A 24,820-nucleotide genomic window follows, 5' to 3' on the forward strand; every position below is an offset into this window, starting at 1 on the left:
GCTCCCCTTCAGATCGGACGGGCTTCGAGCAGCGCCCAGCCGTAGGCCGCGGGCGTGTTGACCAGTTCGAACCCCGCGGCGCCGAAAATCGCCTTCCACTCGCGCAGATCGCGTTCCTTGCCGCCGAAGAGGACGAGCATGTCGATGTCGATGATCTTGGAGTGGTCCCACTGGTTGAGCGGCGGCACGATCTGGTCGATCGCGATCAGGCGCGCGTCGGCCTCGCCGATCGCCGCGCGGATCCGCTTCAACAGGGCGACGCAGGTGTCGTCCGGCCAGTTGTGGACGATCGACTTCAGGATGTACGCGTCGGCGCCGACCGGCAGCGGGCTGCTGAAGAAGTCGCCGCCCACCACCTCGACCCGCTCCGCCACGCCGTGCTCCTTGAGTAGCGGCTCGGCGTCGGCGACGACCTCGGGCAGGTCGAAGAGCACACCGGTGCCGGCCGGGTGGCGCTGGAGCATCTTGGCCAGGAAGTAGCCGTTGCTGCCGCCGATGTCGGCGATCCGCCCGAACCGCTCCGGCGCCAGCTCGGCCGCGAACCGGTCGGCGAGGCGGCGGCTCCAGTGCGCCATGAAGCCCTCGAAGAACCGGTTCACCTCGGGGTGGGTCTGTAGGTAGTCGTAGAAGCCCATGCCGAAGACCTTGTTGAACGCCGGCTCACCGGTGCGGACGCTGTGCATGATCTCCGCGTACGGCAGCCGGTTGAAGTCGTGGAAGCTGAACTGCACCATCGGCCGCAGCCCGCCGATCCGGGCCGACGTCAGGCCCTCGCCGAGCGGCGTTATCGCGAACGTGCCGTCCTCCTGCTCGGCGAAGATGCCGAACGCGGCGGCAGCGCGCAGGATCCGGCGCAGCGCGTCCTCGTGCGTCTCCGTGTCGGCGGCCAGCCGGCCGACCGGCTGCGGGCCGTCGACGAGGCGGTCGGCGATGCCGAGCTCGGTCACCACGTAGATGACGTGGGCGATCTGCTTCGCGCTGCCCAGCACGGCGATCTGCCGTTCACGCAGGTCGAGCGCCTGCTTCTGGTCGAAGTTCGCGACGGCCGCGAGGCTCGCGTCAGTCATCGGGGAGTCCTTTCCGGAGTGTGGCGGCGGACGACCATGGCGGCGTTGAAGCCGCCGTATCCACGGGCGAGTACAAGTGCGGCCCGCACCGGCGCCTCCCGTGGCGCGTCGCGGACCAGGTCGAGGTCGATGCCCTCGGCGAGCCGCTGGACGTTGGTGGTGGGCGGGATGACGCTGTGCCTGATCGACAGCAGCGCGGAGACAAGGTCGAGCGCGGCCCCGCCGGAGTAGAGGCGGCCGGTCATCGTCTTGGGCGCGGTGACCGGCACGCCGAACGGCCCGAAGATCCCGCTGATCGCCTCGGCCTCGATCCGGTCGAGCTCCACGACGCCGGCCGCGTCGGCGAACACCACGTCGACCTCGCGCGGCTCCAGGCCGGCGTCGGCGAGCGCGATCTCCGCGGCGCGCCGCAGCCCGGGCCGCCGTCCCGAACCTGGCCGCGGGTCGAAGGTGGCGCCGTAGCCGGCGATCTCCCCGTAGACCTCGCCGCGGACGGCCGCGGCGTCCTCCAGTACCAGGATCGCTCCGCCCTCGCCCGGCACGTAGCCGGTGGCGCCGGCGTCGAACGGGAGGAAGGCGGCGTCCGGCTCGCGCGAGGTGCTCAGCCGGCCGTTGGGGATCTGCGCGGTCCAGCCCCACGGGCACAGCGACGCGTCCACCCCGCCGGTCACCACGAGCGGGATGCCCTTGCGTACCTGGCGGCGCGCCTGGGCGACCGCGTCGAGCCCGCCGGCCTGCTCGGTGACGAGCACCCCGGTCGGTCCGCGCATGCCGTGCCGGATCGAGATCTGCCCGGTGTTGACCGCGTAGAACCAGGCGAACGACTGGTACGCGCTGACGTGCTCGGAACCCTTGCTCCAGAGCTTCTCCAGCTCGCGGTGGCCGAACTCGAAGCCGCCCGACGCGCTGGCGGTGACCACGCCCATGCCGAACTCGGGCAGCTCCTTGGGGTCGACGCCGGCGTCGGCGAGCGCCCACTCGGCGGCGCTGAGCGCGAGCCGGGTCATGTGGTCGGTCTGCGCGAGCAGCCGGCTCGGAATGTGCGCGGCCGCGTCGTAGCCGGGCACCTCCCCGGCGAGCTGCGCCGGGTAGCTCGACGGGTCGAACCGGGTGATCGGCCCGATCCCGCCGCGCCCTTCGACGGTGGCGGCCCAGAACGCGTCGCGCCCCAACCCGTTGGGAGCCGCGACTCCGACACCGGTGACGACGACAGCGCGAGGTGCGCGCGCCGCTCCTTCGCCGTCGTGGTCGAGGCCCGTAGCCTCGCGACTCCCGCTCATTCGCCACGCGCCAGGATCATCGCGCTCTGGAACCCGCCGAACCCGCTGCCGACGCTCAGCACCACGTCGAGGCGCTTCTCGCGGGCGACGAGGGGCGTGTAGTCGAGGTCGCACTCCGGGTCGCGCTCGTGGAGGTTGGCCGTGGGCGGCACCACGCCGTGCCGGATGGCCAGCGCGGACGCGGCGATCTCGATCGAGCCGATCGCGCCGAGCGAGTGCCCGACCATCGACTTGATGGAACTGACCGGCGTCCGGTAGGCATGGTCGCCGAGGCTCCGCTTGAACGCCGCCGTCTCGTGCCGGTCGTTCTGCTTGGTGCCGGAGCCGTGCGCGTTGACGTAGTCGACCGAGTCGGCGGGCAGCCGCGCGTCGCCGAGCGCGACCCGGATCGCCTCGGCCATCTCCCGCCCGTCGGGCCGCAGGCCGGTCATGTGGAACGCGTTGGAGCGCGAGGCGAACCCGACCAGCTCGGCGTAGATCTGCGCGTTGCGGCGGCGGGCGTGGCCCAGCTCCTCCAGCACGAACATCGCCGCGCCCTCGCCGAGCACGAACCCGTCCCGGCTGTTGTCGAACGGCCGCGACGCGTGCTCGGGGTCGTCGTTGCGGGCGGTCGTCGCCTTGATCGCGTCGAAGCAGGCGAGCGTGATCGGCGAGATCGGTGCGTCGGTGGCGCCGGCGATCATCACGTCGGCGGAGCCCTCCCGGATCAGCTCCATCGCGTGCCCGACCGCGTCGAGGCCGGAGGTGCAGCCAGTGGAGATCACCGTGGCCGGCCCCTCGGCGCCGACCTCCCACGCCACATCGCGGGCGAAGGAGCTCGGCACCAGGTAGTCGTAGAGGTGCGGGCTGGCGTAGCGGTGGTCGGTCAGCCACTGCTGGCCGCCGTCGCTCACCACGACGTACTCCTCCTCGAGGCTCATCGTGGCGCCGACCGCTGTGCCGACGCTGACGCCGACCCGGGTGGGGTCGTGCTCGTCGGTGGCGAAGCCACTGTCCACGAGGCACTCCCGCGTGCAGACGACCGCGAGCTGGGCGGCCCGGTCCATCCGCCGGATCTCCTGCGGCGAAAGGCCTTCGGCGGCCGGGTCGAAGTCGGCCTCCGCCGCCACCCGCGAGCGGAACGGGCTCGGGTCGAAGAACGAGACGGTGCGGGTGGCCGTGCGGCCGCTTGTGAGCAGCTCCCAGAACGCCTTCGCGCCCAGCCCACCGGGCGCGATGACGCCCATTCCGGTGATGACCACCCGACGGTCAGATGTGTTCGGCATTGACGATCCTCCTGGCCGCGATGTCCGCCTCCGCACGGTCCGCGGGACGCGGTCGCGCCCTCATGGCCTGCGTTGCAGGACGCTAGGGACGGGGCGTCGAACGATGCTGGAGCGGCGGTCGAGGCCGCGGTCTCATGAGGCCCGGGTCAGCTGGAGCGGCCTCGGCACGCCGGCGGACAGGACCTCCCGCTGAAGCCGCTGGAGGTCCGGCGAAGGGTCCAGGCCGAGCTCCTCGCTGAGCACGCGCCGGTAGTGGTGGTACGCCTGGAGCGCCTCGCCACGCCGCCCGGACCGGCTCAACGCGATGATCAGCTGGCGGTGAAACCACTCGTTGAGCGGGTACGTGCCCACCAGGTAGCGCAGCTCGCCGATCAGCTCACGGTGGCGGCCGAGCGCGATGTCGGCCTCGATGCGCAGCTCGACCGCGCGGATCCACTCCTCCTCGAGGTGAGTCGCGTGCGCCTCCAGCGCCGGACCGAACTCGACGTTGGCGCCCAGCGGCCCGGTCCACAGCGCGAGCGCCCGGCGCAGCACGGCGGCGCCCTCCTCGTGGCGGCCGGCCTTCATGTGGTTGCGCCCCTCGTCCAGCAGGGCCTCGAAGATCTCGGCGTCGAGCTGGCCGGGCTCCACCTTGAGCAGGTAGCCGCGGGCCCGGCTCTCGAGCAAGGTTCGACCCGGGCCTTCTATACCTTCTCGGGCGAAGAGCTTTCGAAGGTGGTAGATGTACGTCTGAACCGTGGTGGCCGCGCTCCGCGGCGGGTTGTCGCCCCAAAGCTCGCGGATAATCGATTCGCCCAGCACGACCCGGTTGGCGCGCAACACAAGCAAAGCGAGCACAGTGCGAACTTTTGGTGGCGTCGGAGTGCAGATCCGTCCCTCATGGACCAGTTCCAAAGAACCTAGAATCTCGTACTTGACCATGGCGCTCCCCCGCTCTCGTAGCGCTTCTCGACACGCTCTCAAGCTATGGAGATAGCGGGGTCACACGTAACGTTCCCAAGGCGCTACCACCCGCCTCCTTCCGAATCCAGAAGGTGTCGAAAGTTGTACGGCGAATGATCCTTGCGGGGTGTATCAGTGCGGGCTCGGCTTGCTGTTGAGCCGGTCGTGCGGCAGGGTGACCAGCGACGCCGCCACCGCCTTGTTGACCGCGTCGATCCGCGACACCGCACCGAGCTTGGCGAAGATGCGCCGCAGGTGGCTCTTCACCGCCGCCTCGCTCAGCTTGAGCCGGCGGGCGATCTGCGCGTTGGTCATCGCCTCGGCGGCGAGCTGGAGGATGTCCAGCTCGGCCTGGGAGAGGATCGCCGGCTCGGCGTTCTGCACCTGCACCAGGCTCTGGCCGGAGACGGAGAGCAGGATCGAGCCGGTGCCGTCGCGCGCCTTGCGGATCGCGGCGACGAGCTCCTCGCGGCCGACGCTCTTGAGCAGGTAGCCCCGCACCCCCTCCGCGATCAGCCGGCGGAGCAGGTCGGGGCTGTCGTACATGCTGAGGATGACGACGGCGGTGCTCGGCGAGGCCTCGCGGATGCGGCGCACCGTGACCACCGGGTCGTCGCCGGGTATCGCCACGTCGAGCAGCACGACGTCGGGTCGCAGCCGCGCCGCCTTGGCCACCGCGGCGGTCGAGTCGCCGGCCTCGTCGACGACGCCGAGGTCGGGATGCGCGTCGAGCACGGCCCGCAGGCCCTCGCGGACCAGCACATGGTCGTCGACGAGCAGGACGGAGATGGGCCAGAGGGAGGACCCGTCTTCGGACCGCGCCATGGCGACCTCCCCCAACCCGTCTGCTTCGCGGGCCCACGCCGCCGCTGCCACGTTAACGTGCGCCGTGGCGCCCCTCATATCGTTCCCACGACATGAGGGGCGCCACACACCTTTACGTGGCGAATTTCATGCGGGCGGCGCGAGGTGGAGCAGTTCGCCGGTACCCAATCCCTTGTTAGCGATAAAGATGCCACCATCCCGGGCGATCGCAAACGACATAGGACTTTCCAGACCTTCACTGGCGAGCAGGGTCCGGCTGCCATCGCGCTCGATCCGGGTCAGCGCGCCGGTCGGGTCACCGGAGTCCAGACCGTTCTTGGCGATCTCCAGCACGACGAGCCGGCCCCGCTTGTCGAACGCGATGTCGATGATGTTGGTGAACCCGGTCGCGTAGATGGTCGGCGCCGAGCCCGGCTTCAGCCGCCACACCCGGGCCCCACCGCGGGGGAACGGGTGACCGGTCAACTGTCCGATGTAGAACGCACCGTCCGGGCCGCGGGTGATGGTGACCGGCACGAACTGGATCGGCACCGTCGCCCCCGGCGGCAGGCCCCACTCCGGCGGCGCCGGCACCTGCTCCTCCGGCCAGACGTGCTCGGTGGTGACCGAGCCGCCGGGACGGATCCGGAGCACGTCGTTGGCCGCCGCGTCAAGCGCCAGCAGGTCGCAGCCGTCACTCACGACCGCGTACGGCTGGCTCTCCGGGATGACACCGTCGGGGTTGTGGGCGCCCTCGTGCGCGTTGAGGTCGCCGAGGATACGCCAGCGGTTGGGGCCCTGGATCTCCAGGATCGTGCCCATCGCGGCCCCGGCCGGGCCGAGCAGGTCACGGTACTCCGGAGCGGTGCTGAAGCCCATCGCGACGAGCATCTTGCCGGCCCGGTCGAACGCCAGGTCGTGCGCGCCGTAGACCGAGAAGCCCTCGCCGGTGCTGCGCAGCGACGGCAGGCCGGTGACCACCCGCTTCTGGCGGCCGTACCGTACGGCCGTGATCGCCCCCGTCGCGCCGTAGCAGAGGTCGGTCCCGAAGGTGCCCGGAATGCAGACGTCGTCGCCACCGAGTCCGGCCTCGGCGACGAAGACGGTGCCGGCGCGGTCGATCACGACGCCGCGCGGGTTGTCGAGGTTACGGGCGACGACGGTCAGCCGCCCGGATTGAGAGGTGGCCGCGGCGGCGGCGGGCGCGGCCGCGCCGGCGATAAGCACCGCCGGTAGGGCCACCAGCAGCGTGCGCCGCATCGCATTGCGCATGGGTTCTCCTCAGCATGCGGGGTGTGGACGCGAACGACGCTGACGGCGCCGCCTCAAGGGCGGATGGAGGCAGGCTCGACGGGCCAGGGCTCACGCGTCGGCGAGAGCCCCGGCCCGTCCGGCCGCCGTCCGACGTCGGGGGAGCGTGGGACGGCGGCGCTGGGCGGGTGCGGCTACTCCGGCTGGTTCGGCGTGCCGCGGCCCAGCTGGTACGGCGTGGAGACACCCTCGTACATCAGGTGCATCACCATGCCGTTGGCAGCGTGGTCGAGATTGTGACAGTGATCCATCCACATGCCCGGATTGTCCGTACGGAAGGCGATCTCGTACACCTCGCCCGGGATGATGTCCAAACTGTCTATCCACCACGGCGAACCCGTCGCCGCCACCCCGTTGCGGGACAGCACGAGGGCGTGGTGGCCGTGCAGGTGCATCGGGTGGTTCTGGTGGCTCCGGTTGACGATCTTCACCTTCACCAGCTCGCCCTCGCGCACCATCAACGTCGGCGTGTCCGGGAAGCTGTGCCCGTTGATGATCGGCACCAGGTGCAGCCCGCCGTCGAAGAAGGACAGCCGGTCGTCGAGCAGCTGGGTGAAGGTCCGGTCGAAACGCGAGCCGGTGTCGAACGGGCGCTCGCCACCGGAGCCGTACGTGAGCGGGTCGAAGGTCGGGCCGTCGCCGACCACCTCGGGCGTCGACGAGTCGCCCGGCGGGGCGAGCACCAGGCCGCGGTCCTCGCGGGCGAGGTCGGTGACCCGGACGGCGTGCGACGGCATCGTGAACGTCACGTCGTACCGCCCGCCCGCCGCGAGCCCCAGCCGCGGGTCGGTGAGCGGCGTCGGCCCGGACACGTCGACCCCGTCGATCGCGACGACCCGCACCGGGGCGCCGTTGACCACGAGCTGCCGGGGCCGGCTGTCCGTCGCCGGGTTGTTGTCGGTGTTGATCAGCCGCAGCCGCACCGGCGTACCCGGCGCGATCTCCTGCCGCTGGAGCGTGTCACTGGTGCCGAACGCGACGATGTTCTCGTCGGGCGTACGCCACTCGTGCGGCATCACGACGACGTCGCGCTCCCCCGCCGGCGGCCCGGCGGCGGGCTCGACGATCAGCGCCCCGAAGAGCCCACGCCGGACGGCCTCCAGCGGATTCTGGTGCGTGTGGTACCAGAACGTGCCGACCTGCTCGGCCACGAAGCGGTAGGTGTGGCTGCCGCCCATCGCGACCGCGTCCTGCGTGGCGCCGGCCACCCCGTCCTCGCCGTTGGGCACGTCGAGCCCGTGCCAGTGGATGGTGACGTTTTCGTCCGGCATCTCGTTGCGCAGGGTCACCTCGACGAGCTCGCCCTGGCGCACCCGGATCTCCGGGCCCGGCGACTGTCCATTGTAGGTGAGCGCCTCGATCTCGGTGCCCGACGCCAGCCGCACCTTCGCCTTCCGCGCGGTCAACGTGTACGTCTTGTCGGGCGTGCCGGTCTGCGGCCCACGCAGTTCGTCGACCGACACCACCCGCCCGGCCGGTCCCGCGGCCCCGTGGCTGAGCGCGGTGCCGCCGCCGTAGTCGACGTTGCCGTGCGCGTTCATGCTCATCGTGTCGGGCAGCCGGCTGCTGCGCGCGACGAACACCACCGTGCCCACGAGGACGACGAGCACCACCGCGACCTGGACCGCGGCCCGCAGCGCCCGCGCCCCCGGGCCCCGGCGGGCGAAGCCGTCGGCGCGGACCGCGCGCAGGCGGTATCCCTGCCAGATCCACAGGAGCACCGCCGCGAAGACGATCGGCAGCCCGTGGGTGAGAACATCGTCGACATAGGACGGCACCGGCCGCGAGATGTAGGCGAAGTAGACCCCGACGACGGTGGCGACGGCCGTAACCTGGAACGGCACCACGAGCACCGGGTCCGCCGCGGCGGCCCGGACGGCGGCGTCCGGCGCCTCCACGTCAGCCGGCTCGGTGCGGGCCAGCGCCCGCAGCCGCGGCACCGACCAGACAGCCACGGCGAGCATCGGCAGGAGCAGCAGCGGCATCTGCACGATCACCCGGTTGTCCGCGAAGATCCAGTCGACCGACAGCATCAGCCCGATCGCCACACACTTGATCACCAACACCACGAGCGCGGCGATCAGCAGCCGCGAGAGCGCGCGGGCGCTACGCCGCAACGCCCGACGGGACGGCCGCCACGCGAGCCGCGTGGCGAAGATCGCCGCCGGTAGCCAGATCAGGAACAGGACACCAGCAAGGATCCCGTCCAGATTCTCCCCGATTTCGAACACGCGCTTCCCCCATCGAAATAGCCGCAGGGCTACGGTATGGACGCGCGCGGTCAAGGGGCATCCGGCGACGACCGGCAGCCCCATACGGCGATCGCCGTACATACCCAGCTACACCGAAACACCCGCCGTAGCCCCGGTCCGCGCCACCTGCGAGCGCGCCCAGCTCTTTCGCGGCCCCTGCGCCATCCTGACGCAGCGTCACCACCCCAGGGGCGAATCTAGAGACTTTTCGGAGTCGAGGCGGCCGGGCGCTAAGTTCCTTTTAGGACAAAGATTTGAGCTACCGCGATGTCCGTCGTGGTCCAGACCGCTGCTCCCGCGGCCTCACCCGTCCGCCGCTGGTCGCGGTAGCTCAAAATCTCTGTCTAAATAGGGCGGTCGAACCCCGACTCCGAAGCATACGGGCCGCGATCCAAGACGGACGTGGGCAAAAGGGGTGTCAGCCGGGTGCGACCAGGCCCGTCTGGTAGGCGAGCACGACGAGCTGGGCGCGGTCGCGGACCCGGAGCTTGGCCATCGCGCGGTGTACGTGGGTGCGGGCGGTCGCCGGGCTCATCGAGAGCCGCTGCCCGATCTCCTCGTTGGTCAGGCCGCCGGCGACGAGGCTCATCACCTCGCGTTCGCGGTCGGTGAGCACGGCGAGCCGGGCGTGGTCGGCCGGGGCGTGGGGGGCTCGGCTCACCAGGGCGCTGACCAGGCGGCTGGTGATGCGGGGCGAGATCAGCATGTCGCCGCCAGCGACCACGCGCACGGCCTGCCGCAGCTCCTCGGGCTCGATGTCCTTGAGCAGGAAGCCGCTGGCGCCGGCGCGGAGCGCTTCGAAGACGTACTCGTCGAGCTCGAAGGTCGTGAGGACGACCACCCGCGTCGCCGGAAACCTGGCGACGATGGCCGCGGTGGCCTTGACGCCGTCCATGACCGGCATGCGGACGTCCATGAGCACGATGTCGGGACGGGTCGCGGCGACGGTCTCGACCGCCTGCGCGCCGTTGGAGGCCTCGCCGACCACCTCGATGTCGTCGCTGTGGTCGAGCAGCCCGCGGAAGCCCGCCCGGACGAGCGTCTGGTCGTCGGCCAGCACCACGCGGATGGTCACGGTGACTCCTCCTCGATCGGCAGCCGGGCGAACACCCGGAAGCCGCCCGCTTCTCCCGGCGCGGCGGTCAGTGTGCCGCCGGCCGCCTCGGCGCGCTCGCGCATGCCGGCGATGCCGTGGCCGGGCTCGACCAGGGTCGCGCCGACGCCGTCGTCGACCACCTCGACCTCGACGGCGTCCATTGTGTACGCGATGCGGACGTCGGCGGTGGTGGCCTGTGCGTGCTTGACCGTGTTGGTCAGCGACTCCTGCACGATCCGGTACACGGACAGCGCCACCGCGGTCGGCAGCGGGCGCGCCTCGCCGGTGACCACCGGCCGGACCGTGACGCCCGACTGCTCGGCCACCGCGTAGACGCGGGCGAGGTCGGGGACGGTGCCGGCGTCGCGGAGCATGCCGACCACCGAGCGGATCTCGGTCATCGCGTCGCGGGCGGCGCCACGGATGCTGCGCAGCGCGGCGCGCGCGTCGGCGGGACGGCTGTCGAAGACGTCGTCGGCGAGGCTGGCCTGCACACTGATCGCGGCGATCGTGTGACCGAGCAGGTCGTGCACCTCGCGCGCGATGCGCAGCCGCTCCTGGGCGACCTCGTGCTCGCGCTCCTGCCGCATGACGGCGAGCCGGTGCTGCGCCTCGGCGAGGCGCTCCCGGCGGCTGCGGATCGTCTCGGCGAGCAGCACGACGGCGGCGAGCAGCGAACCCTCCTCGGCGGTGGCCGCGAGCACCGGGAAGAGGCCCTGGCCGAGGTAGAAGTATCGCACTATCAACTCGAGCGTGACGAAGAACCCGGCGACGGTGAGCGCCCAGGTGAGCCGTCCCGCCGCGGCGACCGCGTAGAGCGCGGCGGCCAGCGGCAGCGCGGGTGGGATGCCGGGGTACTCGAGCGCGTAGTAGATCATCAGCGCGGCGACGGAGCCGACCAGCACGAACAGCGGCCAGCGCCGGCGCCACAGCAGCAGCAGTCCGATCACCGCGCCGATCGCGTACGCGCGCGCGTCGGGCGGCCGCGCCCCGGGCTCGTCGGCGGTGTGGATCGCGACCGCGACCACCGCCGCCACCACGACCGCGAGGATCGCGTCGACCGCCATCGGGTGGAGGCGACCCGCTCCGACGAACATGACGCAACAGTACGGTCACCGCCCGTGGACCGCGGCCCCGGCGTTCACCGGGAGCCACGGTCCGGGGCGGAGAGCCTCAGCGGCCGAGTTCCAGCAGGGTCTGACCGGACTCGATCACGGTCGTGCCGGTCACCTTCAGGCCGACCTTCTCGCCCAGCTCGGCGTACTCGCGCCAGGTCCGCGCCTTGCCCGCCATCAGCGAGAGCAGCCGCAGGTCCATCTGGGTGATGAACATCAGGCGGGCGGGGTCGTCCGGGAAGTTGTCGTTCTCGTCCGCCACGAGGATCTGGACGACGAGCACCTTGCCGTTGTCGCCGACCGCCTCGGCGACCCGGCCGAGGATCTTCTCGGCGCCCGCGTCGTTCCAGTCGTGCAGCACGTTCGACAGGATGTACACGTCGGCGCCTGCGGGCAGCGGCTCGAAGATGCTGCCCGCGACGGTCTCGACCCGGTCGGAGATCCCCGCGGCCTCGAAGCGGGCCCGGCCCTGCTCCACGACACCGGGCACGTCGACGACGGTGCCGCGCAGGTGCGGGTTGGCCTTGAGGATCTCGGTGAGCAGCGCACCGGTGCCGCCGCCGACGTCGATCACGTGCTTGGCCGCGCTCCAGTCGTAGCCCTCGACGACCTTGCCGAAGTAGCTGGCGTGGGTGGCCATCAGCGCGCCGAACGAGGTGGCGCGGTCCGGGTTGGCGGCCAGGTCGTCCCAGAACGCGATCCCGTAGCGCTCCGGGTAGGCGGCGTCGCCGGTGCGGATCGAGTGGGTCAGCGAGCTGAACGTGCCCTCGATCCGGCCCGCCATCGAGTCGACGTCGAGCCACGGCCGCTGCGCCGCGGGGTGGTCCTTCTTGAGAAACTCGGCCGCTTCGGTCAGCGCGTACACGCGCGGCCCGACCTCTTTGAAGACGCCGCGGACCGCGAGGTAACGCATCAGCCGGTAGAGCGCGTCGGGGTCGGCCTTGGCCGCGACGGCGAGCTCGTCGAGCGTGTTGGTACCGGCGGCGATCAGGTCGGCGAGGCCGAGCGTGGCCGCGGCCCGCACCGCCCACGGCGTGATCGTATCGGTGAGAGCGTAAAGATTGACCCGATATTCCGTCATGGCGGGGAGCCTGGACCGCCGCTCTGGAGCGCCGCTCGAACGCGGGTCCAGACCACCGCGGTGCACCCGGCCTCCATTGGGTTTCGAGCCACGCGGTGCACGCTCCGCCGGTAAACGGTAGCCATGCGGAAAGGGAGACGATGGGCGCAAGCCAGCAGGAGCGCTCGGCGCTCGAAGTAATCATGGACCTGTTGCAGCAGAAGTGGGTCTACGAGCTGTTCGGCGAGATCGGCGCCCGCCAGAAGGCGTCGGCGGCGCACGTCGAGGAGCTGCGCGAGGTGGACGCGGCCGCGCACGTCTTCTGGCCGTTCCAGGCACCGCCGTTTCCGATCATCACGAAGTCGGCGAGCGGCTCCACCCTGACCGACATCGACGGCAACACCTACCTCGACTGCCACATGGGGTACGGCGCGCAGGCCCTGCACGGCCACAACCCGGAGCCGGTCGTCGAGTTCGTCCGCGAGCGCCTCGCCACGGGCACCGGCAACGGGTACACCAGCGAGCTGGAGCTCGAGCTGGCCAACCTGCTGCGCGAGATCACGCCGCACAACGAGAAGTTCGTGTTCCAGCACTCGGGCACCGGCGCGACGCAGGGGGCGATCCGGCTCTGCCGCGCGCACACCGGGCGGCGGATGGTCGCCAAGTTCGAGGGCACGCTGCACGGCTCGCACGACCTCGCCGTGCACAACACGGCACCGTGGTACCACGGGCACCCGGCGCTGCCGTTCCCGAAGATCAACCCGGACGGCACCATGCCGCTGATCTCGGCGTACACCGGCGTCCTGCCGGCCGAGCCGCGCGACCTGCTGATCCTTCCGTACGACACGGCGCAGGCCGTCGCGCTGATCGAACGGCACGCGGACGAGCTGGCCTGCGTGCTCACCGAGCCGGCCGCATCCTCGTTCCCCTTCGAGGAGACGACGATCCCGATGATCCGCGAGGTCGCGATCGCGTCCCGGCGGCTCGGCGTGCCGTTCATCCTGGACGAGGTGCTGACCGGGTTCCGTTCCGGGCTCGGCGGCGCGGCGCAGAAGTGGGACATCCCCACCGACCTGACCACGTACGGCAAGGTGATCAGCGGGCTCGGGCTCCCGCTCTCCGCGATCGGCGGGCGGGCCGACATCCTCGACCACACCCAGACGTCCGGGCAGGCGTTCACCGACTACGGGCAGAAGACCGGCCTCCAGGGCAGCCACACCGGCAACTACCTGTCGGTGGCGGCGTCGATCGCGACGCTGCGGCTCCAGCAGTCGAAGGGGCCGGGCTACTACACCGAGCTGCGGGCGAAGGTCGACCGCGTGCAGGCCCGGCTGGCGGAGTTCCGGAGCCAGCACGGCATCCCGCTGCGGATGGTGGGCTTCGGCGACTACGTCGGCTGCTTCCAGTTCCTGCCGTCCGACTCCTACACGGACTACCGGGTGTACTCGCGGGAGCTCAACCCGGCGACGTTCATGCTCAGCCTGCTGCTGCGCAAGCGCGACATCTACATGCTCGGCATGCCGCTGTGGTTCGCGGGCAGCGCGCACACCGACGCCGACGTCGACCGGATGACCGACGCGGTACTGGAGAGCACGCTGGAGCTCGCCGCCAACGACTTCCCGTTCGACCTGGCCTGGCCGGCGACCGACGGTCCGGCCTGGGAAGACGACGGCTCCTGGTCGTAGAAAGGCAGTTCCGCGTCGAGGGCCCGGGTCGCATCATGACCCGGGCCCTCTTCGTGTGCGGTACACGAGGGTACGTAAATACCCGTACTTGACTAATCGCACGCGACATCGTGTAGTCGAAGAGACGGCTCGCCCCATCTCCTGGAGGACCCGCGATGACACAGAGTTGGACCGACGATCAGGGCGCCGCACCGCCAAATCCGCGCAGGTGGCTGGTCCTGGCCGTCATCCTGGCCGGCGCGTTCATGATCTTGATGGCTACGACGATCGTCAATGTAGCCATCGCGCCGATCCAGCGCGACCTGGAGGCGACCTACACGACGATGGAGTGGGTCATCGCGGGCTACGCGCTCGGGTACGGCCTGCTGCTGGTCCCGGCCGGCCGGCTCGGCGACCGCTACGGCCACCGCAAGCTCTTCCTCATCGGCGTGGCCGGCTTCACCGCCGCCTCCGCCGCGTCCGCCTCCGCGACCAGCCCCGGACAGCTCATCGCCTTCCAGGCCGTGCAGGGCATGATGGCCGGCGTCCTCAACCCGCCGATCCTGGCGCTCATCCAGTCCACGTTCCCGGCGAAGGAGACCGGCAAGGCGTACGGCATCTACGGCGCGATCAGCGGCATCGCCACCGCCAGCGGCCCGCTCCTCGGCGGCCTCCTGATCGCCTGGGACCTCAACGGCTGGGACTGGCGGCCGGTCTTCCTGCTCAACGTGCCGATCGGCATCGCCACGTTCATCGCCGCGGCGGTGCTGGTGCCCGAGTCACGGGGCCGGCGCGGCGGCCTGGACCTCATCGGCATGCTGCTCGTCTCGGCCGCCGTCCTGCTGCTCGCGGTCCCGCTGGTCGAGGGACAGCGGCTCGACTGGCCGGCGTGGACGTTCGTCTCGATGGCCGCCGCGATCCCCGCGCTCGTCGCGTTCGCCGTCTGGGAGCTGCGCCGGGCCAGGCGCGGCCGGGTACCGCTGGTGAGCATGCGGCTGTTCGCGCACCGCTCCTTCACCGCCGGCGTGGCGATCAGCCTCTGCTACTTCGCCGGGTTCATCGGCCTGCTCTTCGCGCTCTCGCTGCACCTTCAGATCGGCCTGGAGAAGTCGGCGCTGATGGCCGGCCTCATCCTGCTGCCGTACTCGTTCGGCACGCTGGTCGGCGCCGCCATCTCCGACAACGTGGCCAAGGCCATGGGCCGCGCGGTGCTGCTGCTCGGCGCCGGCATCGTGATCGTCGGCATGGTGGGCATCATCGCCACGATCCACTGGTGGGGCTCCGACGTCGAGCTGCTACCCGCCCTCCTCTTCGCCGGCTTCGGCTCCGGCCTGGTGATCGCGCCGAGCGTCGAGATCGTGCTCGCCGGCGTGCCCTGGCAGGACGCCGGCGCCGCGAGCGGCGTGCTCGGCGGCGCCCAGCGGCTCGGGCAGGCGATCGGCGTCGCCGTGGCCGGCGTCGTCCTCTTCGGAGCGCTCGGCTCCTACGCGCCGAACGCGGCCGCCGACGCCACCCCGCAACTCCAGACGTCGCTCGTCGCGGCCGGGGCACCGCCGGCACAGGCCGAGGCCGCCACCGCGTCGTTCACCGACTGCTTCGTGCGACAGTCCCGGGCGTCCGACCCCACCGCCACCCCGCCCGGCTGCCCCCAGCCCGACGGCGGTGCCTTCGAGGCCGCGGCGGAGTCGGCCCTGGCCACGAACTTCAACCGCGCCGTGCAGTGGACGGTGGCCGCGGTGCTGGTGGGCGTGATCCTGACGTTCCTGCTGGTCTTCCTGCTCCCCCGCCGCCCCGACCAGCCCTGGGCGGACGCCAGCACCCCGGAGTGGCGAGTCACCCCCGCCGCGGCCGAAGCCACATCCTGACCGCCCGCGGGCGTTTTCGGGTCCGGCCCCGCACGGGGTCGGACCCGAAGCGCTCTTTTGAGACTGCCCCGTTCGTGCGCCCAGGCGGCGGTCGTTTGTCCACAATGTCCCTTGCCGAGGCGATGGGCGCCAGGCCGGACGGTGGCGCAGTCACCGGGAGTCACCGCCCCGATGTTGGTGACGGTGCGTCAGGATGTCGGCGGTGGCCGGGGGCTTGTCCCGCGGAGCTGGCAGTGGACGGCCGGGGATTTCGGCTCGCCCTGGCGAGCCGCCGGCCGGGAACGGTGCCCGCGGGAGCATACGGTCCGCAGCTGACGCGGACCTGGGAAAATCTGCCTCGAATCACCTGCCAGGACCCGCGCGTGCGGTCCGCGGGCGACACGGGCGAAGGCAGCGGCGGTCAGTCTGGGCTGACGGTCATCGGGGTGGCTTTGTCGGCCAGCAGCTCGGGGAGCTGGTCGAGCAGCTCGTCGTGCCACGCCAGCTCGGCCCGCAGGCGCAGCTCGGTGTGGCGAAAGCCGGTCCACTCCAGGCCGCGCAGGTGTGGCGCGGCCTCCTTGCGCAGCTCTTGCCAGGACGCGAGCTGGGCGGCGAGATCTTCGCGGCGCCGGGCGAGGATCGCACGTAGCGCGTCCTCGCCCAGGTCGATCGCGTTTTGCAGGGCCAGGTCGACCGGGTCGGGGCGCAGCCTCGTGTCGCGCAGCGCCTCGTCGCGGTGGCTGATCAGCTCGGCCCGGCCGGACTCGGTGATCGCGTAGATCGTCCGGGCCGGCCGGTTGCCCTCCTGCTCGGTGCGCAGCGCCTCGATGACGCCCTCGACCTGCATCCGGTGCAGCGCGCCGTAGAGCGAGCCAGGCTTGACGTCGCTCCACAGCTCGGTGCGGTCGATCTGGGCCGCGCGGCGGATCTGGTGACCGTGCATCGGGCCACCCCGTGCCAGCGCCCCGAGCACGAATAGGCGAGTACTATTCACGGGAATAGTCCAACACGAGTGCCCGTGTGCGGGCAAGCTCGACGAACGGCCAATCGATCCCTGCTCTATCCACTATGGACGGGCACCCGCGGCGAGATGAGCGACGCCGCGATGGCCTTGTTGACCGCGTCGATGCGGGAGACGGCGCCGAGCTTGGTGAAGATGTTTCGCAGGTGCCGCTTGACGGTCGCCTCGGAGAGGGAGAGCCGGCCGGCGATCTGCGCGTTGCTCATCGCCTGGCCGACCAGCTGGAGCACCTCACGCTCCCGGCCGGAGAGGGCGCCGGCCACTGGGCCCTGCACCTGGGTCAGGCTCTCCCGCGAGACGGCGAGCAGCACCGGGGCGTCGTCGGCCCGGGCGTTGCGGATCGCGGCCACCAGCTCCTGGCGGGTCGAGTTTTTCAGCAGGTAGCCGCAGATGCCGAGGGCCAGCAGCTCGCGGAGCAGCTGGGGGCCGTCGTACATGCTCAGGATGATCACGCGGCTCGCCGGCGCGACCGCCCGCATGCGGCGGACGGTGGTGGTCACCTCGTCGCCCGGGATCTGCACGTCGAGCAGCACGATGTCGGGCTGCCGGTCGCGGACGGCGGCCACGGCGGCGCCGCTGTCGCCGGCCTCGCCGACCACCGCGAGGTCGCGCTGGGCGTCGAGGATCTCGCGCAGGCCGTCGCGGACCACCACGTGGTCGTCGACGAGCACGATGCGGGTCGGTTCGAGCGCGACGGCGGTCACCGGGTGGCCCCTTCGCTGACCATCAGGGGCGCCACGAGCTCCACCGACGTGCCGCCGGTGCCGGCGCTGCCCAGCGCGAGCCGCCCGCCCAGCGCGGCCGCCCGCTCGGCCATCGCGCGCAGGCCGACCCCGCGTACGCGGGCCGTGTCGAACCCGACGCCGTCGTCGACGACGGTGGCCCGCAGCTCGTGTGGCGCGATGTCGACGACCGCGCGGATCGAGGTGGCACCGGCGTGCGCCAGCGCGTTGCGCATGGCCTCGCGGACCACCAGGAACACCTCGTCGAGCGCCGGCGGCGGCACCCACGACTCGTCGCCGTTGATCACCACGTCGACGCGGGTCTCGCCGGCGTCGACAGTGGACAGGAAGTTGGCCAGCGCGGTGTCCAGCGAGCCGAGCGGCTGGGCGAGCTGGAGGTCGGTGGTGAGGGCGCGCAGGTATCCGACCGCGTCGTGCAGGGCCTGGCGGGCGGTGACCACGCGCCGGTCGACCTCCTCGTGGCGGCGCTCGATCGCGAGCTCGTGCGCCTCGAGGTTGCGGTAGGCGGCGCTCAGGCTGTGACCGAGCCGGTCGTGCAGCTCGCGGGCGATGACCGAACGCTCGCCGACCTGCGCCTCGCGCACCTGGTTCATCAACGCGGAGGCGTGGCGGGTGCTCGCGTCGAGCAGGCGGGTCAGCACGACGCGGGTCAGCGCGCCGGCGACGAGCGCGATGAGCGGCGCGGGGTCGGAACGGCTGTCGAGGTCGGCCAGGACCAGGTCGGCGAGCGCGGACACCGCGCGGAAACACTCCCGCGGGTGCAGCTCGGCGCCCTCGGGTAACGGGGGCGGGACCACCGCCAGCGGGTCGGGCGGGGCGTCGCGGAGGTCGACACAGACCTGGCGGATGATCGAGTCGGCGTGGGCGACATAGCGGTCGGTGAGGCCGGTGTCGCCGACCAGGTCGTGGCCGGCCGCGTCGAACCGGCACCGGTACGCCGCCAGTATCGGCTGGCGCCGGTGCCAGAGATAGTCCGCGGCCGTGTCCCGCAGCGTGTCGCTGTGCTTGTCCATTCTGGATCCCCCCGGTTTTCGCTCTTCGCGCACTTCCACTCGCCGCCGCTCAGCTCCGGCACCAGGAACCCGGCAACCGGAACACTCTGATCCGATCAGCCCCCCGAGAGTTGTCTCAACCGAGTACTCGCATGAGTCTACGGCGCCGTCTTAGGCCGCCGAAAGCATCGAACCGTGGCTTCTAGTAATCGACACAGAACGAGAGGTGAACTTAATGAAACATGGTGCAAGTTCGATGGGAATTAGGCCCTATGGGCCCTAATAGCCACCATCTCCGGCAGACGCGACCAGCTCTCGACGGTCCATCGAGGACGCTCCGCGACAGTTCGCCTGACCTTCGACCGGTTAGGAGCTCCATCCATGGTGAGCAGACGCAGCGTCATCACCGTCGGGGCGACCGCGGGTGCGGCCGCCCTCGTCACGACCGCGACGGCCGCCGCCGCCCGCGGCGAAACCCCGCCGCGGGCGGGCGGCCCACACGCCGGGCACGGCGCCGCGGCACACCAGAACACGGCGAGGGGCGCCCACCTGGCGGCCGCCGCCGCACCCTTCACCGTCCGCATGCCGATCCCGGCGGTACAGCAGCCGGTCGCCTCGGTGGGCAATACGGACTTCTACGTCGTCACCACCCGTAGGACCAGCGTCGAGATCCTGCCGGGCACGCGCACCGAGGTGATGACCTACGACGGCAAGTTCCCTGGTCCGACGTTCAAGGTGCGTACCGGCCGGCTGGCCGTCGTCGTGCACACCAACCAGCTCGACATGCCGACCGCGGCGCACCTCCACGGTGGACACGTGCCGTCGAGCAGTGACGGGTTTCCGACAGACGTGCTCGTGCCGGGCCGGAGCCGCGTCTACAACTACCCGAACAAGCAGCGGGCGGCGACCCTCTGGTACCACGACCACGCGCACCACATGGAAGCGGAGCACGTCTACCGCGGCCTCGCCGGCTTCTACCTGATCGAGGACCCGGCCCAGGCCGAGCTGCGGCTCCCGTCCGGCGACTACGACATCCCGATCATGCTGCGCGACGCCCGGTTCGCGGACGACGCGAGCCTCGTCTTCGAGCCCGACGACTTCGAAAACCGCAACACGATCCTCGCGAACGGCAAGCCGCAGCCCTACTTCCGGGTCGCCGCGCGCAAGTACCGGCTCCGCTTCCTCAACGGCTCCAACCTGCGCACGTTCGCGCTGCGGCTCGGCAACGACACCGAGGTGGCGCAGATCGCCAGCGACGGTGGTCTCCTGGCCGCGCCCACGCCGGTGCGCGGGTGGGCGATGTCGCCCGGCGAGCGGGTGGAGGTCGTGGTCGACTTCAGCCAGTTCCCGGTCGGCAGCCAGGTGCTCCTCCAGGACGCCCAGGCCGGCCCGGTGCTGCGCTTCGACGTCACCCGCACCGCCGCCGACCGCAGCAGGGTGCCCGACCGGCTCAGCTCGATCGCGTCCCCGCGGGCCGCGACCAACGAGCGCGCCTTCACCCTCAGCCTCGACCCGCAGACGTTCCAGTTCGTCATCAACGGGCAGGCGTTCGACCCCAACCGGGTCGACACCGAGATCAAGCGGGGTACCACCGAGGTGTGGTCGATCACGAACGGCGACACCATGTTCGGCATCCCGCACAACTTCCACCCGCACCTCGTGCAGTTTCGGGTGCTCGACCGAAACGGTCAGCCGCCGTCGCCCGGCGAGTCCGGCTACAAGGACACGATCGCGGTGGCGCCCGGCGAGACGGTTCGCATACAGGCAACATTCGGCGACTACCTTGGTCGCTATGTCTACCACTGCCACATGATCGACCACTCCGCGGCCGGCATGATGGCGCAGATGTCGATCGTCCCCTGACGCCCACGGAGGGTTCCCGTGCCATCGGCAGAGAAGACTGTGCAGATCAACCAGTCCCCCGACACCGTGTTCGCGTTCCTCGCCCAGGGCGAAAACGACATGCGGTGGCGGCCCAACGTCCTCGACATCAAGCACGTGTCCGGCGACGGCGTCGGCGCCCGCTACAAGCAGGGCCTCCGCGGCCCCGGCGGCACCCGCATCCCGGCCGACTACGAGGTGACCAAGTTCGAGCCGGGCAAGCGGCTCGCGTTCAAGGCCACCGGCTCCGTCCGCACCGAAGGCGAGTACACGCTGACCCCGGCGAACGGCGGCACCTCGCTGACGCTGAAGCTGGCATGGCAGCCGAGCGGCGTGTCCCGCCTCCTGAGCCCGATGGTGAGCAAGTCGTTCGAGGAGGAGATCGCCTCCCTCGAAGGCTTGCGCGAGCTGCTCGAAAAGGAATCCTGAGCGCCGTGTCCCGGAGGGCTCACCCGGCCCTCCGGGACGCGGCCTCACCCTGCGCGCTTTGTCCCGGTCGGCCCTTCGGGTTGGTCCCGTTTCCGCGTGTGGAGCAGGGCCGCGACGGCGAGCGCCGCAAACGCATGTCGTGGGGTCGGCGTCACTCCTCGCCGGCGGTGCGCATCGGGACCACCAGGTAGCGCAGGTCGAGATCGGGCGCGGCGGTGAACGCGGTCGCCCGCATGCCCTCCTGCACCCGCATCGACACCGTGCGCCGGGCGAACGGGCGCAGCGCGTCGGTCAGCAGCCGCGCCTGGTAGGAGCGGGTCAGATGGTCGCCGCGCACCGACGCCTTCACGGTCTCCTCCGCCTCGCCGGTCAGCGGGTCGCTCGCCCGCACGACGAGGATGCCGTCGCGGGCCTCGATCACGACGCGGCTCTGCTCGCCGCCGTATGGCGCGGCCCGGTCGAGCGCGCCGGCCAGCTCGTCGGCCTCGACCTCGATCGTGCACTCCGGGGCGATGTCGAGCAGCCGGTCGAGCTGCGCGTCGGGAAACGGCGTGCCGAGGCTCGGCACCACGACGCTGCCCTGCGCCCACGCCAGCCCGAACATCCGCGCGTCGGCGTGCACCACCACCCGCTCGGCCCGACCCGCCTGCTTGACCATCTCGGCGAGCACCACCGCCGGCACGAGCGCGTCGACCCGGGCACCCTCGGCCGCCGGCCGCCACGGCACGGACGCCGCGGCCATGCGGTAGCGATCGGTGGCCAGCAACGCGATCCGTGTGCCGTCGGAGCGCAGCCGCACACCCGTGAAGATCGGCAGCGCGTGCTCCCGCGAGGCCGCGCCGGCCACCGGCGGTGCCACCTGGCGCAGGTCGGCGCCGCTGACCTCGCCGACCAGGGGCGGTAGGCCGGCACACGGCGGATACTCGCCGCCGACGCGGGGCAGCGCGAAACGGGCGGTGGCGGTGCGCACCGCGAGGCGCGACCCCTCGACGCTCAGCCGCACCTCCGGCGTGGCCAGCGCGGCCAGCGTCTCGGCGAACGCCCGCCGCGACACCACCGCCGAGCCCTCCACGTGCACGGTGGCCGACACGCGGGCGCGCGCGGTCAGCTCTCCGTCGGTGGCGGTGAGCAGCAGCCCCTGCCGGTCGGCGCCCAACAGCACGCCGGCGAGCGCGGGCTGCGACGGCCGGGCGGGCATCAGCCGGGCGATCCGGCCGGCGGCCTCGGCGAGCGAGGCGGCATCCGCGGTCAGGTCGAGCACGTCGGTGGTCACGCCGGGCAACCTACGCCGGGGGTACGACACTCCACTCCGGCAGCGGTTCGCGCTGGGCGAGCCAGCTGAGCGGCACGCCGGTCACGCCCGGCCGATCGCCGACGCCGGTGTGTGCCGCCACGATGCCGCCGGCGATCGCGGCGGTGGTGTCCACGTCTCCCCCGGCCTCCACGCAGGCCGTCACCGCGCCCGGGTAGTCATCCAGGAACGTGGCGGCCACCCACACCGCGAACGGCACCGTGTCCTGCGCCGTGACCCGCGACCCGTTGCCCAACTCGTACGCCGCCTCCGCGACCGAATGGCCCACCAGCCGCCCGGCCCGCGCGACCCCGCGCCGCACCTGGCCGTCGACGAGGAACGGCGTCAACATCTCGACGAACCGGGCCGGCTCCGGCCGCACACCGGACAGCCGGGCGGCCGCGGCGTGCGCTGCGGCGGCCGCCACCACGACCGCGCCCAGAATCCCCTCCGGATGTGCGTGCGTCACCTCCGCCGACCGGATCGCCTCCTCCGCCGCCCGCCGCGGCTTGTCGGCGTAGTACGCACCCAGCGGCGGAACCCGCATCGCGGCACCGTTTCCACACGAGCCCTCGCCGCCGAAGGCCGAGCCCGCCGCCTCCCGCCACGGTCTGCCGTCGCGGATCTCGTGCAGGATGACGACCGCACCGGCGCCGTAACCGCGGTAGGGCTCGCACCGATCCGCGAACACCTCCGCCAGCGCGTCCTGGTCGATGCGCCCGCGATCGTGCAGCTCGGCCACCACGGAGCAGGCCATGTGCGTGTCGTCGGTCCACTCCCACACGCCCTCCGGCGGTCGGCCCGCCTTCAGGTCGGCGAGCGACCGGCCGACCATGAAGAACTGCGCGCCCAGCGCGTCACCGACCGAGAGCCCCTGCAAGCTGTCGAGGCTCAGATGCCGACGCGCGTCGTCGTAAAGGACAGTCACCATATCGCCTCGATCCTTCCTCACTCCCGGCCGCGCGTCAGCATCCCGATCTGGGCTACGGCGATGCGGGAGCGGCGGTAGCTCAAATCTCTTTCCAGGCGGCGGCGACCAACGCGGGAAGGATCTCGGCCGCGGGGCCGCGCAGGTTGACCTCGCAGACGCGGTCCAGGGGCGTCGGCTCGGGGTTCACCTGGATCACGGTGGCGCCGGAGCGGGCCGCGAGGCGCGGGATCTCGGCGGCCGGGTAGACGACGCCGGAGGTGCCGACCGTCAGCAGCAGGTCGCAGGCTACGGCGGCGTCGACGGCCGCGGTCAGCGCCGCCTCGGGCAGCGCCTCGCCGAACCAGACCACGCCGGGACGCACCAGCCACCCGCAGTCGGCGCAGCGGGGCGGTGGGATCCTGCGGCCCTCGCCGACGCCGGCCGCCAGCTCGGGGACGGGTGCCGGGTGGGCCGCCTCCGCGACGCACCGGGGCGCGAACAGGCTGCCGTGCAGGTGGACCGGGGCCCGCGAACCGGCTCGCTCGTGCAGGTCGTCGACGTTCTGGGTGATGACCACGGTGCCTGGGACGCGGGCCTCGATCGCCGCGGCCGCCAGGTGTCCGGGGTTGGGCTCGGTGTGGAGGACCCGTGCGCGCCGCCACTCGTACCAGCCCCAGACCAGGTCGGGATCGGCGTGGAACGCCTCCGGGGTGGCCAGCCGCTGCGCGTCGAACTGAGCCCACAGCCCGGTGAGGTCGTCGCGAAACGTGGGCACGCCGCTCTCGGCCGAGATCCCCGCACCGGTGAAGACCACGATCCGACGGGCGTCGCGGAGGAGCCCGGCGGCGGAGGGATTCAGTAGGCTCACGCCGTGAGGATAGGTGTGCTGGGTGCCGCCCGCATCGCCCCGGCGGCGCTCGTCAGGCCCGCGCGTGTGGTCGACGGCGTCGAGGTCGCCGCCGTCGCGGCGCGGGATCGGGGCCGGGCCGAGGCGTTCGCCGCGCGGCACGGCGTGCCCGTCGTGCACGACTCCTACGCCGACCTCGTGGCGGATCCCTCGCTCGACGCGGTCTACGTCCCGCTCCCCAACGGCCTGCACGCACAGTGGACACTCGCCGCGATGGAGGCCGGCAAGCACGTGCTGTGCGAAAAGCCGTTCACCTCCAACGCCGCGCAGGCCCGCGAGGTGGCGACCCTCGCTGATTCGTCCACTGTGGAGGTGATGGAGGCTTTCCACTACCGCTACCATCCGGTCGCGCGGCGCATGCACGAGATCGTCCACAGTGGTGAGCTGGGTCCGGTCCGGCGCGTCGAGACGGCGATGTGCTTTCCACTCCCCCGCTTCTCCGACATCCGGTACGACTTCGCGCTGGCCGGCGGCGCGCTCATGGACGCCGGCTGCTACGCCGTCCACTGCCTGCGCCTGCTCGCCCCGGGCCAGCCGGCGGTCACCGCCGCGAAAGCCGTGACTCTCCGGCGCGACCCGCGCGTCGACCGCGCGATGACCGCGGAGCTCAGCCTTCCCGGCGGGGCGACGGCCCAGGTGCGTACGTCGATGTGGTCGGCGCGGCTGCTGCGCATCACGGCCAAGGTCTTCGGCGAGCGCGGCACGCTGACCGTCGTCAACTTCGCCGCCCCGCACATGTGGTCACGCTTCACGGTGACCGTCGAGGGCCGGCGCCGCCGCGAGCGTTTTCAGGGCGAGGCGACGTACGTGCACCAGTTGCGCGCCTTCGCCGCCGCCGTGCGCGGCGAGCCGACCAACCTCACGCCGCCGGCCGACTCCGTCGCCACCATGGCGCTGATCGACGACATCTACACGGCGGCGGGGCTTCCGCTTCGCGCCTAGCGGG

At 71.6% G+C, this 24,820-nt stretch carries 21 protein-coding genes; 5 read left to right on the forward strand and 16 right to left on the reverse strand.

All coding sequences use genetic code 11. The features are described from left to right. Positions 1-8: 8 nt before the first annotated feature. From AC5L36_RS07130 to AC5L36_RS07175, 10 genes are all read right to left on the reverse strand, one after another. Positions 9-1,067, reverse strand: coding sequence for a methyltransferase (locus AC5L36_RS07130; RefSeq protein WP_441220826.1), 1,059 nt, complete (start codon positions 1,065-1,067; stop codon positions 9-11). Then, positions 1,064-2,347: a ketosynthase chain-length factor gene (locus AC5L36_RS07135; RefSeq protein WP_441220828.1), complete on the reverse strand. Its 1,284-nt coding sequence runs from the start codon at positions 2,345-2,347 to the stop codon at positions 1,064-1,066. Before AC5L36_RS07135 ends, AC5L36_RS07130 begins: the two co-directional genes overlap by 4 nt. Continuing rightward, positions 2,344-3,612 carry a beta-ketoacyl-[acyl-carrier-protein] synthase family protein gene (locus AC5L36_RS07140; RefSeq protein ID WP_441220830.1) on the reverse strand — a complete coding sequence of 423 codons (1,269 nt, stop codon included), beginning with the start codon at positions 3,610-3,612 and terminating at the stop codon, positions 2,344-2,346. Before AC5L36_RS07140 ends, AC5L36_RS07135 begins: the two co-directional genes overlap by 4 nt. Before the next feature lie 132 nt (positions 3,613-3,744). Continuing rightward, the gene (locus tag AC5L36_RS07145; protein WP_441220832.1) at positions 3,745-4,533 is read right to left on the reverse strand and encodes an AfsR/SARP family transcriptional regulator; all 789 of its coding nucleotides are present in this window, start codon (positions 4,531-4,533) and stop codon (positions 3,745-3,747) included. 153 nt (positions 4,534-4,686) lie between these two features. Next, positions 4,687-5,379, reverse strand: a complete 693-nt coding sequence (locus AC5L36_RS07150) for a response regulator transcription factor (protein WP_441220833.1) — start codon at positions 5,377-5,379, stop codon at positions 4,687-4,689. A 126-nt stretch (positions 5,380-5,505) separates the two neighbouring features. Further along, entirely contained in the window at positions 5,506-6,630 is a 1,125-nt protein-coding gene (locus AC5L36_RS07155; RefSeq protein WP_441220835.1) for a ScyD/ScyE family protein, read from the reverse strand. A gap of 173 nt (positions 6,631-6,803) precedes the next feature. Continuing rightward, positions 6,804-8,900, reverse strand: coding sequence for a multicopper oxidase family protein (locus AC5L36_RS07160; RefSeq protein ID WP_441220837.1), 2,097 nt, complete (start codon positions 8,898-8,900; stop codon positions 6,804-6,806). Between the two features lie 439 nt (positions 8,901-9,339). Continuing rightward, complete coding sequence (locus AC5L36_RS07165) at positions 9,340-9,996, reverse strand: response regulator (protein WP_441220839.1); 657 nt, start codon at positions 9,994-9,996, stop codon at positions 9,340-9,342. Then, entirely contained in the window at positions 9,993-11,114 is a 1,122-nt protein-coding gene (locus AC5L36_RS07170) for a sensor histidine kinase (RefSeq protein ID WP_441220841.1), read from the reverse strand. Before AC5L36_RS07170 ends, AC5L36_RS07165 begins: the two co-directional genes overlap by 4 nt. Positions 11,115-11,190: 76 nt before the next feature. Further along, positions 11,191-12,213, reverse strand: coding sequence for a methyltransferase (locus AC5L36_RS07175; RefSeq protein ID WP_441220843.1), 1,023 nt, complete (start codon positions 12,211-12,213; stop codon positions 11,191-11,193). 140 nt (positions 12,214-12,353) lie between these two features. Between AC5L36_RS07175 and AC5L36_RS07180 the strand changes: the two genes are divergently transcribed. Both AC5L36_RS07180 and AC5L36_RS07185 read left to right on the forward strand, forming a co-directional pair. Beyond that, positions 12,354-13,877 (forward strand): aminotransferase class III-fold pyridoxal phosphate-dependent enzyme, encoded by a 1,524-nt coding sequence (locus AC5L36_RS07180; RefSeq protein ID WP_441220844.1) that lies wholly within the window; start codon positions 12,354-12,356, stop codon positions 13,875-13,877. 155 nt (positions 13,878-14,032) lie between these two features. Beyond that, the gene (locus AC5L36_RS07185) at positions 14,033-15,721 is read left to right on the forward strand and encodes an MFS transporter (RefSeq protein WP_441220846.1); all 1,689 of its coding nucleotides are present in this window, start codon (positions 14,033-14,035) and stop codon (positions 15,719-15,721) included. Between the two features lie 400 nt (positions 15,722-16,121). Here the strand turns inward: AC5L36_RS07185 and AC5L36_RS07190 are convergent, their stop codons facing one another. The 3 genes from AC5L36_RS07190 to AC5L36_RS07200 form a co-directional block, all read right to left on the reverse strand. Further along, the gene (locus AC5L36_RS07190; protein ID WP_441220848.1) at positions 16,122-16,694 is read right to left on the reverse strand and encodes a PadR family transcriptional regulator; all 573 of its coding nucleotides are present in this window, start codon (positions 16,692-16,694) and stop codon (positions 16,122-16,124) included. Positions 16,695-16,759: 65 nt separating this feature from the next. Beyond that, positions 16,760-17,425, reverse strand: coding sequence for a response regulator (locus AC5L36_RS07195; RefSeq protein WP_441220850.1), 666 nt, complete (start codon positions 17,423-17,425; stop codon positions 16,760-16,762). Beyond that, positions 17,422-18,477, reverse strand: a complete 1,056-nt coding sequence (locus AC5L36_RS07200; RefSeq protein ID WP_441220852.1) for a sensor histidine kinase — start codon at positions 18,475-18,477, stop codon at positions 17,422-17,424. Before AC5L36_RS07200 ends, AC5L36_RS07195 begins: the two co-directional genes overlap by 4 nt. 360 nt (positions 18,478-18,837) lie before the next feature. Here AC5L36_RS07200 and AC5L36_RS07205 point away from each other — a divergent pair, with 360 nt between their 5' ends. Next, positions 18,838-20,319, forward strand: coding sequence for a multicopper oxidase family protein (locus tag AC5L36_RS07205; RefSeq protein WP_441220854.1), 1,482 nt, complete (start codon positions 18,838-18,840; stop codon positions 20,317-20,319). An 18-nt stretch (positions 20,320-20,337) separates the two neighbouring features. Beyond that, on the forward strand, positions 20,338-20,766 hold the full coding sequence (locus tag AC5L36_RS07210) for an SRPBCC family protein (protein ID WP_441220856.1): 429 nt from the start codon (positions 20,338-20,340) through the stop codon (positions 20,764-20,766). A gap of 151 nt (positions 20,767-20,917) precedes the next feature. On the opposite strand, the gene AC5L36_RS07215 is transcribed toward AC5L36_RS07210, so the two are convergent. The 3 genes from AC5L36_RS07215 to AC5L36_RS07225 all read right to left on the reverse strand — a co-directional run bounded on the left by AC5L36_RS07215 (position 20,918) and on the right by AC5L36_RS07225 (position 23,835). Beyond that, positions 20,918-22,039: a DNA polymerase III subunit beta gene (locus AC5L36_RS07215; protein WP_441220858.1), complete on the reverse strand. Its 1,122-nt coding sequence runs from the start codon at positions 22,037-22,039 to the stop codon at positions 20,918-20,920. Between the two features lie 10 nt (positions 22,040-22,049). Then, positions 22,050-22,988 carry an ADP-ribosylglycohydrolase family protein gene (locus tag AC5L36_RS07220; RefSeq protein WP_441220860.1) on the reverse strand — a complete coding sequence of 313 codons (939 nt, stop codon included), beginning with the start codon at positions 22,986-22,988 and terminating at the stop codon, positions 22,050-22,052. Positions 22,989-23,067: 79 nt separating this feature from the next. Continuing rightward, positions 23,068-23,835, reverse strand: a complete 768-nt coding sequence (locus AC5L36_RS07225; RefSeq protein WP_441220862.1) for an SIR2 family NAD-dependent protein deacylase — start codon at positions 23,833-23,835, stop codon at positions 23,068-23,070. A 3-nt stretch (positions 23,836-23,838) separates the two neighbouring features. Between AC5L36_RS07225 and AC5L36_RS07230 the strand changes: the two genes are divergently transcribed. Then, the gene (locus AC5L36_RS07230; RefSeq protein ID WP_441220864.1) at positions 23,839-24,816 is read left to right on the forward strand and encodes a Gfo/Idh/MocA family protein; all 978 of its coding nucleotides are present in this window, start codon (positions 23,839-23,841) and stop codon (positions 24,814-24,816) included. Positions 24,817-24,820 lie beyond the last annotated feature (4 nt).

Source organism: Phytohabitans sp. LZ39, assembly GCF_059359075.1.

What these genes read in the sequence shown, in the direction of transcription:
- AC5L36_RS07135 (WP_441220828.1), bottom strand. Translation starts at nt 2,347, where the DNA reads ATGAGCGGGAGTCGCGAGGCTACGGGCCTCGACCACGACGGCGAAGGA.
- AC5L36_RS07150 (WP_441220833.1), bottom strand. Translation starts at nt 5,379, where the DNA reads ATGGCGCGGTCCGAAGACGGGTCCTCCCTCTGGCCCATCTCCGTCCTG.
- AC5L36_RS07140 (WP_441220830.1), bottom strand. Translation starts at nt 3,612, where the DNA reads ATGCCGAACACATCTGACCGTCGGGTGGTCATCACCGGAATGGGCGTC.
- AC5L36_RS07185 (WP_441220846.1), top strand. Translation starts at nt 14,033, where the DNA reads ATGACACAGAGTTGGACCGACGATCAGGGCGCCGCACCGCCAAATCCG.
- AC5L36_RS07130 (WP_441220826.1), bottom strand. Translation starts at nt 1,067, where the DNA reads ATGACTGACGCGAGCCTCGCGGCCGTCGCGAACTTCGACCAGAAGCAG.
- AC5L36_RS07205 (WP_441220854.1), top strand. Translation starts at nt 18,838, where the DNA reads ATGGTGAGCAGACGCAGCGTCATCACCGTCGGGGCGACCGCGGGTGCG.
- AC5L36_RS07220 (WP_441220860.1), bottom strand. Translation starts at nt 22,988, where the DNA reads ATGGTGACTGTCCTTTACGACGACGCGCGTCGGCATCTGAGCCTCGAC.
- AC5L36_RS07155 (WP_441220835.1), bottom strand. Translation starts at nt 6,630, where the DNA reads ATGCGCAATGCGATGCGGCGCACGCTGCTGGTGGCCCTACCGGCGGTG.
- AC5L36_RS07180 (WP_441220844.1), top strand. Translation starts at nt 12,354, where the DNA reads ATGGGCGCAAGCCAGCAGGAGCGCTCGGCGCTCGAAGTAATCATGGAC.
- AC5L36_RS07145 (WP_441220832.1), bottom strand. Translation starts at nt 4,533, where the DNA reads ATGGTCAAGTACGAGATTCTAGGTTCTTTGGAACTGGTCCATGAGGGA.
- AC5L36_RS07175 (WP_441220843.1), bottom strand. Translation starts at nt 12,213, where the DNA reads ATGACGGAATATCGGGTCAATCTTTACGCTCTCACCGATACGATCACG.
- AC5L36_RS07200 (WP_441220852.1), bottom strand. Translation starts at nt 18,477, where the DNA reads ATGGACAAGCACAGCGACACGCTGCGGGACACGGCCGCGGACTATCTC.
- AC5L36_RS07170 (WP_441220841.1), bottom strand. Translation starts at nt 11,114, where the DNA reads ATGTTCGTCGGAGCGGGTCGCCTCCACCCGATGGCGGTCGACGCGATC.